This window comes from Kitasatospora sp. NPDC059747, assembly GCF_042732955.1.
Classification (GTDB): domain Bacteria; phylum Actinomycetota; class Actinomycetes; order Streptomycetales; family Streptomycetaceae; genus Kitasatospora.
Window position 1 is genome coordinate 1 of sequence record NZ_JBHWGV010000006.1, and the last position, 16601, is coordinate 16601.

The 16601-nt window shown below is 73.9% G+C and carries 11 protein-coding genes and 2 pseudogenes; 6 read left to right on the forward strand and 7 right to left on the reverse strand.

The genetic code is table 11. The features are described 5' to 3' along the window. From ACFV4G_RS04135 to ACFV4G_RS04145, 3 genes and pseudogenes are all read right to left on the reverse strand, one after another. Positions 1–150 (reverse strand): annotated as a pseudogene (locus tag ACFV4G_RS04135) (ABC transporter ATP-binding protein); the annotation flags it as partial. Positions 151–335: 185 nt separating this feature from the next. Then, positions 336–2474 (reverse strand): restriction endonuclease, encoded by a 2139-nt coding sequence (locus ACFV4G_RS04140; protein ID WP_380436233.1) that lies wholly within the window; start codon positions 2472–2474, stop codon positions 336–338. Positions 2475–2885: 411 nt separating this feature from the next. Further along, on the reverse strand, positions 2886–3761 hold the full coding sequence (locus tag ACFV4G_RS04145) for a HEAT repeat domain-containing protein (RefSeq protein ID WP_380436235.1): 876 nt from the start codon (positions 3759–3761) through the stop codon (positions 2886–2888). 147 nt (positions 3762–3908) lie between these two features. On the opposite strand from ACFV4G_RS04145, the gene ACFV4G_RS04150 reads away from it, so the two are divergent. The 3 genes from ACFV4G_RS04150 to ACFV4G_RS04160 all read left to right on the forward strand — a co-directional run bounded on the left by ACFV4G_RS04150 (position 3909) and on the right by ACFV4G_RS04160 (position 6243). Continuing rightward, a complete protein-coding gene (locus ACFV4G_RS04150; RefSeq protein ID WP_380436237.1) occupies positions 3909–4337 on the forward strand; it encodes an XRE family transcriptional regulator in 429 nt (142 codons plus the stop codon). A 75-nt stretch (positions 4338–4412) separates the two neighbouring features. Further along, positions 4413–4967, forward strand: coding sequence for a ParH-like protein (locus ACFV4G_RS04155; protein WP_380436239.1), 555 nt, complete (start codon positions 4413–4415; stop codon positions 4965–4967). Further along, the gene (locus ACFV4G_RS04160) at positions 4960–6243 is read left to right on the forward strand and encodes an MAB_1171c family putative transporter (protein WP_380436241.1); all 1284 of its coding nucleotides are present in this window, start codon (positions 4960–4962) and stop codon (positions 6241–6243) included. Before ACFV4G_RS04155 ends, ACFV4G_RS04160 begins: the two co-directional genes overlap by 8 nt. 22 nt (positions 6244–6265) lie before the next feature. On the opposite strand, the gene ACFV4G_RS04165 is transcribed toward ACFV4G_RS04160, so the two are convergent. The 3 genes from ACFV4G_RS04165 to ACFV4G_RS04175 form a co-directional block, all read right to left on the reverse strand. After that, the gene (locus tag ACFV4G_RS04165) at positions 6266–9244 is read right to left on the reverse strand and encodes an AAA family ATPase (RefSeq protein ID WP_380436243.1); all 2979 of its coding nucleotides are present in this window, start codon (positions 9242–9244) and stop codon (positions 6266–6268) included. A 235-nt stretch (positions 9245–9479) separates the two neighbouring features. Next, complete coding sequence (locus ACFV4G_RS04170; protein ID WP_380436245.1) at positions 9480–10610, reverse strand: right-handed parallel beta-helix repeat-containing protein; 1131 nt, start codon at positions 10608–10610, stop codon at positions 9480–9482. A gap of 724 nt (positions 10611–11334) precedes the next feature. Next, positions 11335–11970 (reverse strand): maleylpyruvate isomerase N-terminal domain-containing protein, encoded by a 636-nt coding sequence (locus tag ACFV4G_RS04175; protein WP_380436247.1) that lies wholly within the window; start codon positions 11968–11970, stop codon positions 11335–11337. A 126-nt stretch (positions 11971–12096) separates the two neighbouring features. Between ACFV4G_RS04175 and ACFV4G_RS04180 the strand changes: the two are divergent. After that, positions 12097–12540 (forward strand): annotated as a pseudogene (locus ACFV4G_RS04180) (MBL fold metallo-hydrolase); the annotation flags it as partial. An 11-nt stretch (positions 12541–12551) separates the two neighbouring features. On the opposite strand, the gene ACFV4G_RS04185 reads toward ACFV4G_RS04180, so the two are convergent. Further along, positions 12552–13715 carry a hypothetical protein gene (locus tag ACFV4G_RS04185; protein WP_380436249.1) on the reverse strand — a complete coding sequence of 388 codons (1164 nt, stop codon included), beginning with the start codon at positions 13713–13715 and terminating at the stop codon, positions 12552–12554. A gap of 260 nt (positions 13716–13975) precedes the next feature. Between ACFV4G_RS04185 and ACFV4G_RS04190 the strand changes: the two genes are divergently transcribed. Next, positions 13976–14911: a DUF2797 domain-containing protein gene (locus ACFV4G_RS04190; protein ID WP_380436251.1), complete on the forward strand. Its 936-nt coding sequence runs from the start codon at positions 13976–13978 to the stop codon at positions 14909–14911. Between the two features lie 75 nt (positions 14912–14986). Beyond that, positions 14987–16432, forward strand: a complete 1446-nt coding sequence (locus tag ACFV4G_RS04195) for an alpha/beta fold hydrolase (protein WP_380436253.1) — start codon at positions 14987–14989, stop codon at positions 16430–16432. The last annotated feature ends 169 nt before the right edge of the window (positions 16433–16601 follow it).

Genomic DNA, 16601 nt, shown 5'->3' on the forward strand with positions numbered 1-16601 from the left:
GGGGCCCATGATGGCGGTGAACTCGCCCTGCGGGAAGTCGACGGTGACGTTGTCCAGGGCGACGACGCGGGTCTCGCCCTCCCCGTAGACCTTGTACAGGCCGGTGGCGCGGGCGGCCGCCCGGCCGGTGCGGACGGCGGTTGCGGGCATCGTCACGGGGAGACTCCTGGAGGGGACGGGAACGGATGATCGGGTACGTTCCATCCTTCCAAGGACTTCGAAGGCGATTCGTATGTCCCGGGGAGGGGTGACCCCCGCCCTCCTGCCGTAGTGGAGGGGGCCCCTCTCCTCCTCAGGTATGACGCTCGACCCCGATACCGCTCGGCGGAGCCCCGCTACTCGACCGCCACGCCGAACGCCCCCGCGAGCCCGGCCAGGCCGTTGGTCACCGACGCGCCCGAGGGCGTGAACCGCCAGCCCCCGCCGTTGCGGTGGAACGCCCCGACCAGCATCGCGCTGTCCGGCACGCCCCCGGTGTCGGCCGTCCACCGCTCGGGACCGGCCACGCCCTGCCCGTACGCGCCCGTCAGCGCCAGCCCGTGCACGTACCCGAGGGGCAGCGCCGGCGGCTCCTCCTCCTCGGTCGAGACGGCGATCACCACCTCCTCCACCGCAGGCCCCAGCCGGGCCGGGTCCAGCGTGACCCGGGCGGCCCGCAACGGCTCGCCCGGCACCGAACGGGTCGGGTGCAGGCGCACCGCGCCGTCCGGGTCCTGCGGATTGTTGAAGAACACGAAGTGCTCGTCGCTCAGCACCCGGCCGCCCGCGCACACGAACGCCGTCACGTCCAGCTCGACCGCGTCCCCGCCGGCCGTCCGGCTCCGCCACACCACCTCGACACCGGTGTGCCGCTCGGCCGGCCCCTCCCCGTCCGGTGCCTCGTCGACGGCGTGCGGGGCGCCGCCGAGCCGCCCGCGCAGGCCCTGCTCGGCCAGCAGCTCGACCAGCTCGGGGCCGCTGACCAGCGACAGCGGCTTGTTGCGGATGTACTCGTACGAGCCCGGGCCGAAGCCCGCGGTCGTCACCAGGATGCCCTTGATCGCGCCGTGGTGGCGCACGGTGGAGTCGAGGTCGCGCACGGCCGTGGGGGAGACGGTCGAGCGGTAGCGCTTCGCCTGGATCACGATCTTGCCCCCGGTCACCGGATCGAGGTCCTCGGCGACCACGTCCACCCCGACGTCGCCGCTGCGGGCCGTCGTCATCACCCGGAAACCGCGCAGCCGGAACAGCTCCGCGATCAGGTTCTCGAACTCGATCGGGTCCATCTCGAACAGGTCCGGGTCGTCCTCGCCGCCGTGCCCGGCCAGGCTCCCGCCCACCGTCTCCGGCAGCCGGCCCGGCCGCACCTCGTCCAGCCGCTCAGGGCGCGCCGACAGCGTGCCGCCGAGGCCCTGGAAGCACTCCACCGGCGCCACCCGGTCCAGCGCGAGCCCGGCGAAGTCGGCCCGCGCGGCCGACAGCGTCGACAGGAAGCGCTCCGACTCCCGGCCGGTCGCCGGGTCGATGCCGCGGACGAAACCGTTCAGCACCACCGAGTCCAGCATCCCGTCCCGGTCCGCCCGGAACAGCTCCGCCGCCACCCGCAGCGAGGTCTGCGCCAGCACCTCCCGGTACAGCGCCTTGCGCTCCGTCGCCGGACGGGCCACCTCGGCCTCGCGGTCGTCCGACTTCACGTACCGCACCCGCACCGCGGCCGGCACCACGTCCGGGCCCGGCAGCTCCCAGTTCACCACCAGCTGGCGCGACGACGCCTCCCACGCCGCCACCAGCCGGTGCGGGAAGCCCTCCGGCCACGCGGCGGACGCGTACAGCCCGGCCGTGAAGTACTCCTGGACGGCCTCCGGCTCGCCCGCGCGCAGCCGGCGCAGCAGCTCCTCCGTGCGGACGGTCCGCTCCTCGTCCTCCCTGCGGTGCCTGGCCACCCGCTCCAGGTACTCCTGGTGACAGGCCGCCAGCCGCCGCTGCCGGTCCGCCTCCTGCGCCTGCGCGGCGTACCAGTCCTGCTCGAACCGGGCGCGCGCCTGCGCCGCGTACTGCTCGTAGCGCTGCCACACCCCCGCGTTGCGGGACTGCGCCGGATCCGGCGGCGGCACCAGGTAGGCGTTCTGATCGGGCATCGGCACCGGCTCACCCAGCGCACCCGGCTCGAACGGCGGCACCGGACGCGGCGCCAGCAACGCCTTTGGGCTGAACTCCGGCTCCCGCAGCCCGGCCGCCAGCAACCCGCGCAACTCCTCGACCCGGGCGTCCAGTTCGGCCGTCCGCCGGGCCGCGTCCGCCTCCCGCGACTGCTGGTACGCGCGCTGCGCCTCCCGCTCGCCGCGCACCGCAGCCCGCTGCGCCTCCCGCAACTCGCGCTCCCGGCGCCGCTCCTCCGCCGCCTGCGCCCGCCAGCGGGCCTCCTCCCGGCGCTGCTGCTGCCGCTGCGTCTCCGCCCAGACCGCCAGCACCCCGTCGTTCCGCCGCCCCGCCACCGTCCACCCCTCCACTCCACGCACCGCCACCGGCGCCCGCCACAATAGAACGTGAACACCCCACCGAGCCACGCACCCCGACCTGCGGGGGGAGGCGTCCGCTGCTGGTGAGCGGGCGTGTTGAATCCTCGGTTCCTCCTCGGGGCCCGCACGTCCCGGTTCCCGGGTTTCCGGCCGCAGGGTGAACCGCAGTCTCCGGTTGCGTAGTTCTACCGATGTGCCCGAGTGCACCGTTCCGGGATCATCGGGATCCATCGGCTCCGCGAGAACTCCAAGGGCTGAGCGGCCACCGATCAGTCCGCGGCACCGACCGGCCATGGCTGACGCTCCGTCATCCATGGGCCGGCCGGTCCCTTGTCTGTCACAACACGGGAGCTCTCTCCGGCTGTTCCGCGGACCGTACTCGCGTCGCTACCCGATCCGGCGGCGCGACCTCACGACGAGGACGACGGCCGCCTCCGGAACCTCGTCGCCCACGGTGATCCGGACCTCCGTGACCGTGCCGGGCCAGTCCGTGATCAGTTCCTGGTCGATCGCGTCATTCGACAGGGTGGCCATGAGTTCGCCGCCCCGGACGGTCTGCCCGGGTTCCACCAGGACCTCGGCCACGTTCCACGGCACGCCGAGCCCCACGGTCTCCGCGGTGAACGCCACCGGCCCCAGCTCGCGCCAGACCGGCGGTGCCGGCGGGCCGCCGAGGCGCTGCTCGACCTGGTCCAGGGCCAGTCCGGCGAGCCGGGCGAGAGGTGAGTCGTCCGCGGTGTGCGCGCGCAGCAACGGCTCGACGGCCCGGGCGTCACCCAGCCGCGCCAGCGTGGCCAGTGCGTCGGGCCGCACCTCGGGGTCCGCCAGGCACGCAAGGACGGCCTCCGTGTGATCGGCCGTCCCGTTCTCGGCCAGACCCCGCAGCGCCCGGCGGCGGTACTCGGGGCTACGGGACCGCAGTTGGCGCTCCAGGAACGGCAGGGTCCGCGCATCCTCGACGCACGAGAACGTCTCGCGGGCCAGCACCGATTCGAGCGAGGGATCGTCTGCCAGGGCATCGAAGAGCGCATCCGGGAAGGCCTTGGCCAGGAGTATCTGCAAGGAGCCGGGGCGCCGGTAGTCGTCCCGGTCGTGGCGCGTGATCTCCGCCATGTCCCAGCCCGGCTCGGCCCGGCCGGCCAGAATGGCGAGGAGCCGGTGCAGACTCGCCGGTCCTGCGGCGATCAGGTCGTCGAGGGCACCGTCATCCCGGTACACGTAGTTCGTGAGGAGGCCGTCGATCTCCGCGGGCATCAGGTCCATGGGGGCAGTCGACTTTCGGTAACCCGGCAGGCCGGGGTGGGCGTCGGCCGTCGTCCGGCACGCACCCCGATTGTGTCACCTAGGATGATCGCGACGAGAGGCCCGGTGCATCCGGGCGAACGGTGCGAGGTGTGAGGGAGGTCCGCGATGCTCGGCCCCGACCCCGGCACGTCGACGCTCGCCGACAGGATCGACAGGTTGTTCCAGGTGGTTCGCCGTCCCAACCGCGAGCCGTACAGCAATGACGAGGTCGCCCGGGCCTGCCGTGAGGCCACCGGTGAGAGCTTCTCGGCGACGTACCTCTGGCAGCTGCGCACCGGTCGGCGGGACAACCCGACCAAGCGTCACCTGGAGGCGCTGGCGACCTTCTTCCAGGTGTCCCCGGTCTACTTCTTCGACGACGAGCGGAGCGCGCGGATCGCCGAGGAGCTGGAGCTTCTCGGCGCCCTGCGCGACTCCGGTGTGCGCGACGTGGCCCTGCGCGCGGTGACCCTGTCCGCCGACGGGCTCGGGACGATCAGCGACATGATCGAGGCGATCGCCAGACGCGAGGCCAACGCCGGGCGGGCCGGCTGATTCCAGCCGAACCGTCGTCCGCGCCTAGGATCACTTCTCGTCGGCGCGCCGTCGACGAGCCCGGGGGGAGGAATCGTGAGGCAGGCAGACCACAGGGACGCGGAGTTGTGGCGGAGGTGCCGGGAGATCGCGGAGGCGCTGCCCCTTCCGGAGCCCTTCGAGATGCCGGCCCTCGCCGAGACACTGGCGCGAATGCGGGGCAGGCCACTCGAGTTGGTGCCGCTGCCGGGGCGGAGCAGGGGCCCGTGCGGGATCCTGGCCAGCACCGACCGGGCCGACTACATCGGATACCCCTCCGACACCAGCGTGCTGCACCAGCAGCACATCCTGCTCCACGAGGTCGGCCACCTGCTCTGCGGGCACACCGGCACGACCGCGCTCGGATCGGCCGCGTCCGAGGCGCTGATGCCCCACCTGTCGGGCGAGCTGATCCGGCGCGTGCTCGGCCGCTCGGCCTACTCCGACCGTCAGGAGCAGGAGGCCGAACTGATCGCCTCCCTCGTCCTGCAGCGCGCCAGGCACCGGGCCCGGACCGGGTCCGCGGACACCGGCGATTCCGACGGCCGGGTGACCCGGCTGGGCTCCGTGTTCGGACCGGCACCGAGGAGCCGTGCGGCAGACCATGAGTGACCGGCTGGCCGACGTGGCCGACTACCTCGCCTGCCTGATCACCCTCGTCGGAACGGCGGCCAAGGCCCTGTCCGACCGCGGTCGGCGGTCGGATCCGGCGCTCCGCTACGTGTACGCCTCCGGGCTGTGCCTGGGGCTGGGGCTGGCGACGACGCCTCCGGCGACGTTCACCGCGGTGAGCGGCCTCGGGTCCTGGCCGTGGTCCTGGTTCGGATTCGGCTGCCTCCGGCTCGTCAGCGACGAGCTGGAACTCCTCGCGGTCGGCTTCCTGGCCATGCTGGCCTACTCGATCCAGCCGCCGGACGGCATCCGGGGCGGTGTCCGGGGCGGGCTCCGACGCCAGGCGGCCATCACGGTCGGGGCCTTCCTGCTGAGCGTCGGCGCGTACGTCGCCGCCGGCACCACCCAGGTGGGCGCCCTCGTCGTCGCGCACGGCCGGCGGCGGTTCCTCCTGGTCGCCTACATCGGGCTGCTCACGGCCCACCTGGTCTGGCGGCTGGCCGTGTTCGGACTGCTGACCGGCCGGGCCGCCCGCCGCATGCCGCCGGGCGCGCTCCGCTCCGGACTGCGGCTGATGGCATCCGGGACCGTGATCGGGCTGCTCTGGATCGCCGGCAACGTCAACGACGTGGTCGACCTGCTGACCACCGGCGGTGAGATCGGCGCCGAGAGCGCGGTGTCCGCCGTGTCGGCACTCGTCTGCGTCGTCCTGATGCTGGCCGGAGCGACCGCGCCCGCCTGGGGCGGCCGTCTGGCGAGGTGGTGGCGACCTCTGCGCGCCCGGTACGCGTACCGCCGACTGGAACCGTTGTGGTCGGTGCTGCGGGCGACGGTGCCGGCGGTGGAGCTGCTGCCGGAAACCGCGCGGGTGGGGCGGCGCACGCCGCACGGTGCGCAGTTCGCGCTCTACCGCCGCATCATCGAGATCCGTGACGGCCAGCTCGCGCTCCGTCCGTACGTGCACCCGCAGGTGCCGTCGTGGGTCGCCGAGTTCACCGCGAGCACCGCGAGCACCGGCGGAGTGCGCCTTCGTCGGCGCCACGAGGTCGCCGCGACCGTGGAGGCGGCCGGCATCGCCGCCGCCCTGGAGGCGGCCGGGGCCGGGCACCGTTACCCCGCCGAACCGTCAGCCGGATACGTCCCGTCCGAGGGGCAGGTCGGCATCGACGAGGAGGTCGCCTGGCTGATCAAGGTGGCGGACGCCTTCACCGCGTCCCCGGCCGTGGCCCGGGTCCGCAGCCGGGTGCGCGACGAGCTGAACAGCGTCCGCGGATGAGGTCGGACCGCCCCTGCCCGGCCTACCCCGGGCTGTGCAGCTCCCGCTCCACCAGGCGGGCCAGTGCGGCTCGTGACGGTACGTCGAGCTTGCGGTAGATCCGCTGCAGGTGCGTCTCCACGGTGCGAGTGCTCAGCACGAGCTCGTGGGCGACCTGGCGGCTGGTGACGCCGGCGCCGACCAGCCGGGCGACCTCGCGCTCGCGCTCGGTGAGCAGCCGCAGGGGCTGCCGTCGGTCCGTCGCGGGACGGTGGGCCCGGGTCGTTCCGGTCGTCAGCTTCGCCTGCTCCCGCAGGGCTTCCTCGGACAGCCGCAGGGCGCCGTAGTGACGGGCCAGATGCAGGGCCGAGTCCAGCTGGGCCGTGGCAGCCGCAGGACCGTGGACCGCCGCCGTCGAGGCCGCGCCCAGCACGAGGGTCCAGATCTGCTGGATCGGCAGGCCCGCGCGCCGAAAGCCCTGCGCCGACTGGTCGAACAGGACGACGGCGGTGTCGTGCTCGTGGCCGGAGGCGTGGACGAGGGCCCGTGCCCGGCGGGCGTGCATGCGCTGGCCGGGCAGTCCCAGCCGGTCGGCGGCCGAGTCGGCCTGCCGGGCCCAGCGTTCGGCGCCGGTCCGGTCTCCGCAGCGCACGGCCGCCATGGTCAGGACGCCCAGCCACTGGGGGAGCAGGGTGGGCTGGAGCAACGGCAGGCCGTCACCCCCGCCGTCCTCCAGCAGGGTCCGCAGCGCCGCGGGGGCGTCACCGGTGACGAGTTGTGCCTGGGCGAGCGCACCGACCCCGGAACCCGCCCACCAGTTGTCGCCGGGACGGGTGCCGTGGGTTCCCGCCTCGGCGAGCGCGACGACGGCAGCGGACTGCTGCGTGCCCTGTGCCCACGCGAGTGCCGTCGCCCGGAGCGCCATGGCGCGGCCGGCCACGTCGTGGGCGCCGGCGGCGCGGGCCAGCCGTTCGGCCTCCAGCGCCGAGCGGACGGCCCGGTCGAGCCGGCCGGTGCGGGTGTCGAGGCCGCACTGTCCCAGCAGCAGGTGCGGCAACATCTGCTGCGGGCCGCCGGCCCTGATGACGGCCAGACCCCGCCCGAAGTGCCGGGAGGCGGCCGGGAAACGCTCCAGGAATACCTCGGACCAGCCGATCGCGGCGGGGAGTTCGGGGTTGCGGGCCAGCACGGTGTCCGGCAGACCGTCCAGTCGCCCGGCGCAGTAGGTGACCGCGGGCGCTGCGGCCGCCACGTCGCCGAGGTAGGTGTCACCGAGAGCCGCGAGTGCCCTGGCGGCCACCGTCGATGTCCGGTCCTCGGCGCCGTTCGCGGCCTGCACGGCGCGTCCGAGCAGCAGGTGCGTCTGCTCGTAGGTCCCTTCCAGCAGCGAGACCCGGCCGTATTCCAGGGCGAGTTCGGCGACGTGCGCGGGAGCGGGACCGGGACCGGGACCAGGCAGCGACCCGGGCAGGTCGCCCAAGGCCGCACGGACCAGCGCCTCCGCCTCCCGGTAGCGCCCGAGCTGCCGCTCGCAGAGGGCGGAGACGAGGTACGCCTCGGCGCGGAGCCCCGGGTCGAGGCGCGCCGCCTCGCGCAGCACCTCGTGGGTCAGCGCCCGCGCGTCGGCGAGTCGGCCGGTGGCAGCGAGTGCGCGGGCACGGGCGAGCACCAGCGAATCCGTGGGCAGCCGGAGGGCGTCCCTGCCGGGCAGGGATTCGAGCACCAGCCCGAGCCAACGAGCCGCCGTGGCCGGCGCGTCGTCGGCGATCTCCTGCGCGCCTTCGACCAGCAGCTCCAGCGCGGTGACGCCGTCCGTGCCGACCAGCTGCTCCGCGTGCCGGGCGCGGGCGGCGGCCGTGCATTCGCGGTCCGTGAGCAGGTCCAGCGCCCGGCGATGGGCCGACACCCGGGAGACGGCATCCGCGCGTTCATGGGCGACGTGCCGCAGCACCGGATGCCGGAACGCGAACCGCGCGCCTCCGGCGACGTGCCGCAGCAGGTCGGCACGGGTCAGTTCGGCGAGTGCGGCGCGGACGCGGGCGGGTTCGAGCCCCGAGACCACCGTGAGATCCGCCGGATCGACGTGGTCGCCCAACACGGCGGCGGCGTCGACCGCTGCGGCCGCGTCCGGCGTGAGCGCGTCCAACTCGGCTGCCAGCGCCACCGCCTCGCGCAGCAGTCCGTCCCGGTTCTCCCCGGGACTCGCCGGCCAGTCGTCAGGATGCCAGTCGGCAGCGGCGAGGATGCGGACGTACGCGGGGTTGCCGTCGGCGGCGGCGCACAATCGACGGGCGTCGGCGGGCGTGCCGACGGTGCCCGCGCTCTCGGTGCTGCCGACGACGTCGGGCGGGTCGTAGGCGTTCGCCGGACCCCGGCGGCCCAGGAGGGCGGTGACGGCCGCCGGGTCCAGCGCGGCCGGCTCGATCCGGACGACGCTGCCGGCCCGCACGCCGTGGCTCAGCTCCTCCAGCAGGGGCAGGGCGGTCTGGCGGGGCCGGTGCGCGACGACGAGGAGCAACGGGCCCGGCACCGGCGTGCGGACGAGCTGGGCGACGAGTTCGGCCGACTCCGGATCGCACAGGTGGACGTCGTCCAGCAACAGCACGCCACCGCCCGCCGCGGCGGCCCATTCGGCCAGCAGCTCGCGGGCCACCCGCCCACGGCGGAAGTGCTCCTCGGAGGTCGGCCCGGTGCCGGCCCTGGAGTCCCGGAAGACGCGGCAGCGGTCGCGCTGCTCATCGGCGGTCTCACCGGCGAGCCGGTCGCCGTACGCGTCCACGAAGATCTGGTACGGCACCGTCGGCGGTCGCACGGCGCGGGCCTGGGAGACCGGGATGCCGCGCGCCCGGGCATGGTCGGCGACCACGCGCAGGAGCGCGCTCTTTCCCGTCCCCGGGTCGCCCACGATCTCGATCACGGCACCGCGGCCGCTGCGCAGACCGTCGACGACGGCCCGAAGCCGGGTCAGCTCGCCTTCGCGCGCCAGTAGTTCTGTATCGTCGGGCGTCCGCCACCGCGACACGTGTGCCACCCCCGTCCCGCCGGTCCCCCTGGCCCAGCCCGCAGTCCATCAGCTGATATGAATGAACCTTGCGTATTGATTCATATCAGCCGATCATCTGGCAAGCGCGGGGCCTTGCGGCGTGTCCGACTGGCCATCAAGTGCGCGGAATGACCTTGGTGTTGACAGGTCCGCGCACGCTGCGGCGGCGCCACCGGAGGCTTTCCCGGCGGCGCCGTTGCGGCGTGGGTGTGGGTCAGCCGGAGCACCCGGGGACGGGGGTGGGGCTGCCCGCGCAGTTGGTCGGGTGGTTGCCGGCCACGGTGGTGGCGACGAGTCCCACCGTGCCGGTGTTGTTGTAGATGCCGCCGGGGGCGGTGTCGGCGCTGTTGTCGGTCACCGTGCTGGCGATGAGGGTCGCGGTGCCCAGGTTGGCGAGGCCGCCGCCGGTGGCACCCGGGCTGTTGGCGGTGTTGCCGCTGACGGTGCTGGCCTCCAGGGTCAGCGTGGCGCTGGTGATGTTGGCGATGCCGCCGGCGTTGCCCGCGGTCGCGGTGTTGCCGCTGACGGTGGTGTCCTGCAGCGTCATGGTGCCGTGGTTGCTGATGCCGGCGCTGACGGCCGCCGTGTTGCCCTTGACCAGAGCCGATCGCAGCGTCGCGGTGCCGCTGTTGAGGATGCCGCCGAAGGCGGTGACGGCGGTGTTGTCGCTGATGTCACCGGCCGCCATCGTCAGCTTGCCGTTCGATCCGGCGAAGACGCCACCGCCGAGGTCGCCGGTGTTGCTTCTGATGCTGCTGGCCTCCAGGGTCAGCGCGCCGCCACTGAAGATGCCTCCTCCCGCGCCGGTGGCCGTGTTGTGGTCGACGCTGCTCGCCCGCAGGACCACGGTGCCGTTGGCGAAGCCGGCGATGCCGCCGCCGACGCCACCGGCGGTGTTGCCGGTGACGGTGCTCGCCTGGAGAGTCAGGCTGCCGGCGTTGATGTTCTGGATGCCACCGCCGTCGCCGGGAGTGCTGCCGCCCCTGACCGTGCCGTTGTTGAGGGTGAGCTTGCCGCCGTCGACCCTGATGACGAGGAACTGGGGAGTGCCCGCCGCCGTGGACCGCTCGATGGTGTCCCCGTCGGCGTTGACGGTGATCGGGGTGGTGATGGCCGGCAGGCCCGCGTCGCCCCCGTTGAATGCCGTGGTGAGGGTGTACGTGCAGCCCGGGGCCAGGTTCAGGGTGCCCCCACCGGATCCGTTGGCCGTACTGATCGCGGTGATCAGTGCGGCGGTGGTGCACGGAACGTTGGTCGCGGCTTCGGCGGTCGTCGGGACGACGGCCAGGCCGAGGCCGAGGGCCGTGCCCGTCGCAAGGTACCGGGGGATGTGCAGATTCCGCATGGTGCTCCTCAGGGAACTCACGGGCCGCCCGAGCTCGCCTGCGGAGTGGGCCGGCGGGTCGGCTCCGACGGGAAGCGGCTGTCGGTCGCGGGGGTGAGTCGACACGGTGCCGGTTGGTCGGAGCAGGACCGGAGAGCTGCCGCTTTCAGACAGGTGCGAACAGCAGATGTCAACATCTGAGCAGCTGGGTGCCGGATCGGCTCGTCGGCGCTTCCGGATGGGTGAGCGGATGGCTTCGTACCGTAACGGGAGCCGGTTGTGCGGGGGTGCGAAAAGGCGCTACCAGTCGCTGATCAGGGCAGGTCGGCCCCGCCGGCTCACCCGGCACCGCCGCTGAGCTACACGTGGAACGGGACGGTCGTGACGACGACGTTCGGCAGGGGGCGCAGCGCCCTCCGCAGCCGAGCCGCGAGCCGGTTGTGCAGGATGCGGTGGTACCAGTGCCGTACGACAGCCACGCGGTCGGACGTGAGCCCACGGCCGGGATGTGCGAGGTGGTCGACGTGATCCTCTACGTCGCGTGGACCGGCATCGCCTGGTGCATGGGTGCTCAAGGGCCCAAGAGGGCGGTTTCGCTCGGAGCCGAGGCGGTGGGTCTCGGAGGACGATCTACGGTCTGCTCATGGTTCTTGGGCCGTCGTATGTCAGATGCCGGGGGCTTCTCCCTGTTCTTGGGTAAACGGCGCAGGAAGTCGGCGGGTCCGACTTCCTGCGGGCCGGGTGGTCAGGCGGGGACGTCGGCGTGCCAGCGCCAGGTTGTGCGTTGGGGGTGGCCGGGGAGTGGGGCTCGGCCGGTGGCCCAGAGGAGGGTGGGCCAGGGGGCGGCGTCGACGGTGGGGATGTCGGGGAAGAGGCGGGTGAGGGTGCGGTGGCAGATGTCGGCCGGGGGGTTCCAGGGGAGGTCCAGGCCCCGGGTGACGTCGTGCAGGTGCACCAGGAGCTCCACCAGGCTCATCGCCACGAAGCCGGTCGGGTCGGCGAGGCCCCAGGGGTGGTAGGCGCGCGCGTCGGGTGAGGCGGTGCGGGCGATGGCGACCATCAGCCCGCCGCTGGCCTCCAGCACTTCGACGAGCCCGGCCGCGCCGGCCCCGCGCTCGGCGCGGACGAAGCTGTTCGGCGCACCCGGGGCCTCGCGCGTCGAGACGAACGGGACGTAGCGGTCCCGCGGCGGCCGGGCGGGGCCGAGTTGGGCGGCGTAGGCGAGGAGGTCGTCCGCGAGGTGTTCGACGGTCTCCCAGCAGGACCAGCCGAGCGTGCCGGCGGGGCGGGACCAGTCGGCGTCCGCGGGGGCGCCGCGCAGGGTGTCGGCGGCGAGGCGGAGGGCGGTGGCGAGGTCGTCCGGGGTGGGGGTCTCGGTCATGATCGTGATGCTAACGGTCCCGGCCCCGGCCCACCGCGCGCCTGCGATACCCCTGGGGGTACGTCTGCTAGGATCCGGCCCGATACCCCCAGGGGTACATCCGGGGTACATCCGTGAGGAGGGTGCGTGTACTTCGTCGACATCCTTGAGAGCGAGGCGCCGGGCGGTCACGGCTACCTGGCGGGCGGGCCCGGCGGGGCGGTGGCCGTCGACCCGCCGGCCGACGTCGGCCGGGTCCTCGCCGCGGCCGCCCGCCGGTGCGTCCCGATCGCGTACGTCGCCGAGACACACGTGCACGACGACCACGCCACCGGCGGGCCCGAACTCGCGCTGCTCACCGGCGCGCACTACCTCGTGCCCGCCGACGCGGCGGTGTCCTACCGGCGCGTCCTGGTGCACGACGGCGACGAGTTCGACCTCGACCCCGACCACGGCCTGGCCCTGCGCGCCGTCGCGACGCCCGGCCACACGCCGCACCACACCTCGTACGTCCTCACCCGGCACGGCCGCCCCCTCGCCGCCTTCACGGGCGGCCCGCTGCTGGACGCGGTGGGGGTGGCCGGCCTGCCGGGTCGGAACACCTAGTGCAGGACGTCGAGGACGTTGTCGGCGTTGTTGACGAAGTAGACCGCGTCGTGGTCGAGGTCCAGGTCGAGGCCGAAGAGCGCGCCCGCGCCGGGCGGGGTGCCCTCGTTGTTGATCGTCTTGGTCGCCACCTGCCGTCCGCTCCGGGTGGTCTCGACGATGTTGCCGTCCCCGCCGTTGACCGTGAGGATGTCGCCCCTGGGCGTGAGGGCCATTCCCAGTGGGGCGTTGAGGCTGCCACCCGAGGTGACGACCCGTCCGATGCCCGCGCTGTTCTTGCGGGTGAGCGCGTCGGGGATGGCCGTGATCCGGCTCAGCACGGTGTCCGCGACGTAGAGCGTGCCGTCGTGCAGGCCGACCCCGGTCGGGCCGACGACCAGGGCCGCCGGGTCCGTCCGCTCGGGGAAGCCCGACCCGATCTCGGTGAAGGCCACCGGGGCGGGCGGCTGGTCGCCCTCGGCGCACAGGGTGATCCGCAGGACGGTGCCCTCGTCGACCTCCGCGCCGTTGCCGTCGACCGTCCCGTTGAGCACGTTGGTGACGAACAGCTCGCTGCGCTTGCCGAAGCTGACGGCGGTCATGTCCCAGGGGCCGTTGATGCCGTGCCCGGCGATCGTCTCGCGGACCGTCCCGTGCTCGTCGAGCACCAGCAGGCACCCGGCCTTGGCGGTGGTGGACGTGCCGTCCGAGGTGGGGAGGCTGCCGACGACCACCCAGCCGCCGGGCAGGACGGTCAGCGCCGTGGTGAGGCCGACCCCGCCGTCGCACGGTCCCGGCAGGTTGTTCGGGTCGATCGTGGCGAACGTGGTCAGGGCGCCGTCCGGGGCGACCTGGACCAGGGTGGTGCCCCGGCCCTGCTGGCCCGCCGGCAGGTTCACCGAGTTGTTGAAGTTGCTGATCAGGACGTTGCCCCGGCGCAGGTCGCCGACGCTCTCCCGGATCGTGAACGTGCCGTACGGGTTCACGTCGCCGTTGGCGGGCACGGTGGACCCGACGAGGGACACGGTGTTCAGCCGGTCGAGGAACGGCCGCGGCTCGGCGGCCACGGGCGGGGTCGCGGTCCCGGCCCCTGCCCCTGCCCCGGCCGGGGTCGCGGCGGCGGTCAGACCGAGGGTCAGTGCGGCGCTCACCAGCGCGCTCGAACAAGCCCGAAGTCTCATGTGCGGTGCCTCCTGGAGGGCGGGCCCGGGACGGTCCGTCCCGACCCGCGGAAGTGCTCGGATCGCCCCCAGGACGTCACGCTAGGCACGCACCCCTCGGCCCGCCCGCCGGTGTCCGCCGAATGCCGGGCGCCCGGGTGACGCCGCCGTCAGGCGCGCACACCGTACCGACCGTGCCCGCTGTCGGTGGTGGCGGGTAGCCTCACTGGTTCCGACCGAGACCGGCTCCGCCCGGACTCGTTCCGGCCGAGAGGAGCCCCGTGACGATCGCACCGCAGCACCCCGACCGGCCTGCCGGCTGGATCTCCACCGGCCTGAGCTGGCACGAGGGCCGGCCGCGGCTCGGTGCCGTGTGCGGTCCGCGGGTGCACGAGCGCGTCGTCGGGGCCGGTACTGAGGTCGGCTGGCTGCTCGGCGGCCCGCGCCGGTGCACCGGGGCCTGGCTGGCCGGTGCCACCGAGCGCACGCCGTGTCCGCACCACGCGGAGATCGATCCGGGCGGCGGCGCCGTCCAGTGCCCGGCGTGCCAGAGCGTCGACCGCGGCCTCGCCCTCGCCCGCGACCAGATCCTCGACGACGGCCGCACGTACCTGCTCTACCTGGCCTGGTTCGGCGACGGCCTGCTCAAGGTGGGCCTGACCGCCGAGCAGCGCGGCGACAGCCGGCTCCTCGAACAGGGCGCACTCGCCTACGCGTTCACCGCGCGCGGCGGTCTCCCGGCGATCCGTCGCGCCGAACTCACCGTCGCCGCCTCGGGCCTGGCGCGCGAGCGGTTCAAGAGCCGCGCCAAGACGGACCGCTGGTGGTCCCACGGCGACGTGCCGCACCGCCGGGCCGTGCTCTCCGACGCCCGCACGCAGGCGCACGGGCTCCTGCGCGGCCACGCCCTGGAGCTGCTCGCGGACCGCCCGGTGACCGACCACGTCGAGCGCTTCGGCCTGGCCGGCGGCGCCCCGGAGAGCTACCGGCACGTCGACGGGCTCGCGCACGGCGCCGTCCTCGCGGGCACGCTGCGGGCGCCGGTCGGCCGGCACCTCTTCCTCGACCAGGCCGACGGCGCCGACCCGCTGCTGCTCGACACCCGGCTGCTCACCGGCTGGACGCTCACCGCCGTCACGGGCCGCGCCACCGCCGGCGTCGCGCTCGCGGAGCGCGTCCGCCCGCCGGAGCCGGACACCCAGGAAGCGCTGTTCTGAACCCGCCCACCATTGTGGTTGCTTAATGAAACCACGAGGTCTGGCCTCGCCCTCAGTGGTTTCAACCTGCTACCAGTGCGGAGTGAGCACCCCGCGATGATCGCCGCCCACGAGACCTTCGACGGCACCTTCCCGTACCGGCCGCACTTCAGCACCGCCCCGGGCTTCCGGATGCACCACGTCGACGAGGGCGACGGCCCCGTCCTGCTCTGCCTGCACGGCGAACCCACCTGGGGCTACCTCTTCCGCGACCTGGTCCGCCGCTTCGCGCCCACCCACCGGGTGGTGGTCCCGGACCACATGGGCTTCGGCAAGAGCGAGACGCCGGCCGGCCGGACGTACCGCCTGCAGGACCACGTCGACAACCTGGTGGCCCTCGTCGACGACCTCGGCCTGCGCGAACTCACCCTCGTGCTGCACGACTTCGGCGGGCCGGTCGGCATGGGCCTGGCCGCCCGGCGCCCGGGGCTCGTCACCGGGGTGGTCAGCCTCAACGGGCCGACGCCCTTCGGCCGGCCCAGGCTCCCGGACGCGCTGATGGCCAACGCGGCCGAGTCCCCGTGGTTCCGCTGGATCGCCCGCGCGCACGCGGACGGCAGCCTGGACGCCGTCCTCGGCGAACTCGGCTACACGATCCTCAGCACCCTGAAGCTCAACGGCTTCGAGAACAACGCGCTGATCACCGACACCTGGCTGCGCGCCTACGCCTCGCCGTTCCCCACCCGTGCGTCGGCGGCCGGCGCGCTCGGCTGGGCGGAGGGCTTCGCGACCGGGGCCCACGTGTTCGAGACGCCGGGCGACGAGGCCTGCGCCGCGCTCGCCGCCGTGCCCGCGCTCGCCGTCTGGGGCGGCGCGGACCGGACGCCGGGGGCGCGGCACTTCCTGCCGCTGTTCGCGGAGGCGTTCCCGCGCGGCCGGACCGTCGAGCTGGCGGGCGTGGGCCACTACAGCCCCGAGGACGCCCCGGACACCATCGCGGTGCTGCTCCGTGAGTTCCTCTCGACGGCCCGACGGCGGCGGGGGCTCAGCCCAGCCGCCCGCGCACCCCGCCCGGCCCGGAGCGGGACCGGCGCGAGAGCGGCGGCCGCGACGGGCGGACGTCGGTGCGCGCGGGCGGTTCGGTGTCCGCCGCGCGCCGGGCCGCCGCGGTGCGGGCGGCGGCCAGCGCCATCCGCGCGAGCAGCGGGTCCTCGCGGACCCCGGCCGCCCGCTTGGCCGTCTGGCAGCGCGAGCACCAGATCGGGGACGCGGGCCCGTCGGGGTACGCCAGGCTCTCGGGCGGCAGGTAGTGCCCACCGCACTCGACGCATTCGAAGACCAACCTCATCCGACGATCACCGTCCCGGATCCGTGGCACCGACCGCATGGCGACCAGAAGGTGTGGATCCTCGGCACCATGCTTCCTTCCTCGTCCAGTTCGACCGTGGCCTCGGTCTTCTGGGTCCCCCCGGACCCGCCGCAACCGGAACAGGACTGAACCTCGGGCATATGCCGTCCTTCCGTAGCGGAGGACCACGGTAGCGCGAAAATCCGCGCAGCAGCACCGGTCCTGACGATCCACCACTCCATCGGGGAGCGCGCGGACGCCCCGCGCGCCCCGCTGGACGCCGCAGACGCGTCCGGCACGCGCTTCGGCCTCCCGCGCACGCACGGGCTGTCTCTTATAAACAAAACCCAGCCCACCAGACCA

Coding starts and splice junctions, on each gene's coding strand:
- ACFV4G_RS04145 (WP_380436235.1), bottom strand. CDS start 3,761: ATGGACCTGATGCCCGCGGAGATCGACGGCCTCCTCACGAACTACGTG.
- ACFV4G_RS04150 (WP_380436237.1), top strand. CDS start 3,909: ATGCTCGGCCCCGACCCCGGCACGTCGACGCTCGCCGACAGGATCGAC.
- ACFV4G_RS04160 (WP_380436241.1), top strand. CDS start 4,960: ATGAGTGACCGGCTGGCCGACGTGGCCGACTACCTCGCCTGCCTGATC.
- ACFV4G_RS04170 (WP_380436245.1), bottom strand. CDS start 10,610: ATGCGGAATCTGCACATCCCCCGGTACCTTGCGACGGGCACGGCCCTC.
- ACFV4G_RS04175 (WP_380436247.1), bottom strand. CDS start 11,970: ATGACCGAGACCCCCACCCCGGACGACCTCGCCACCGCCCTCCGCCTC.
- ACFV4G_RS04185 (WP_380436249.1), bottom strand. CDS start 13,715: ATGAGACTTCGGGCTTGTTCGAGCGCGCTGGTGAGCGCCGCACTGACC.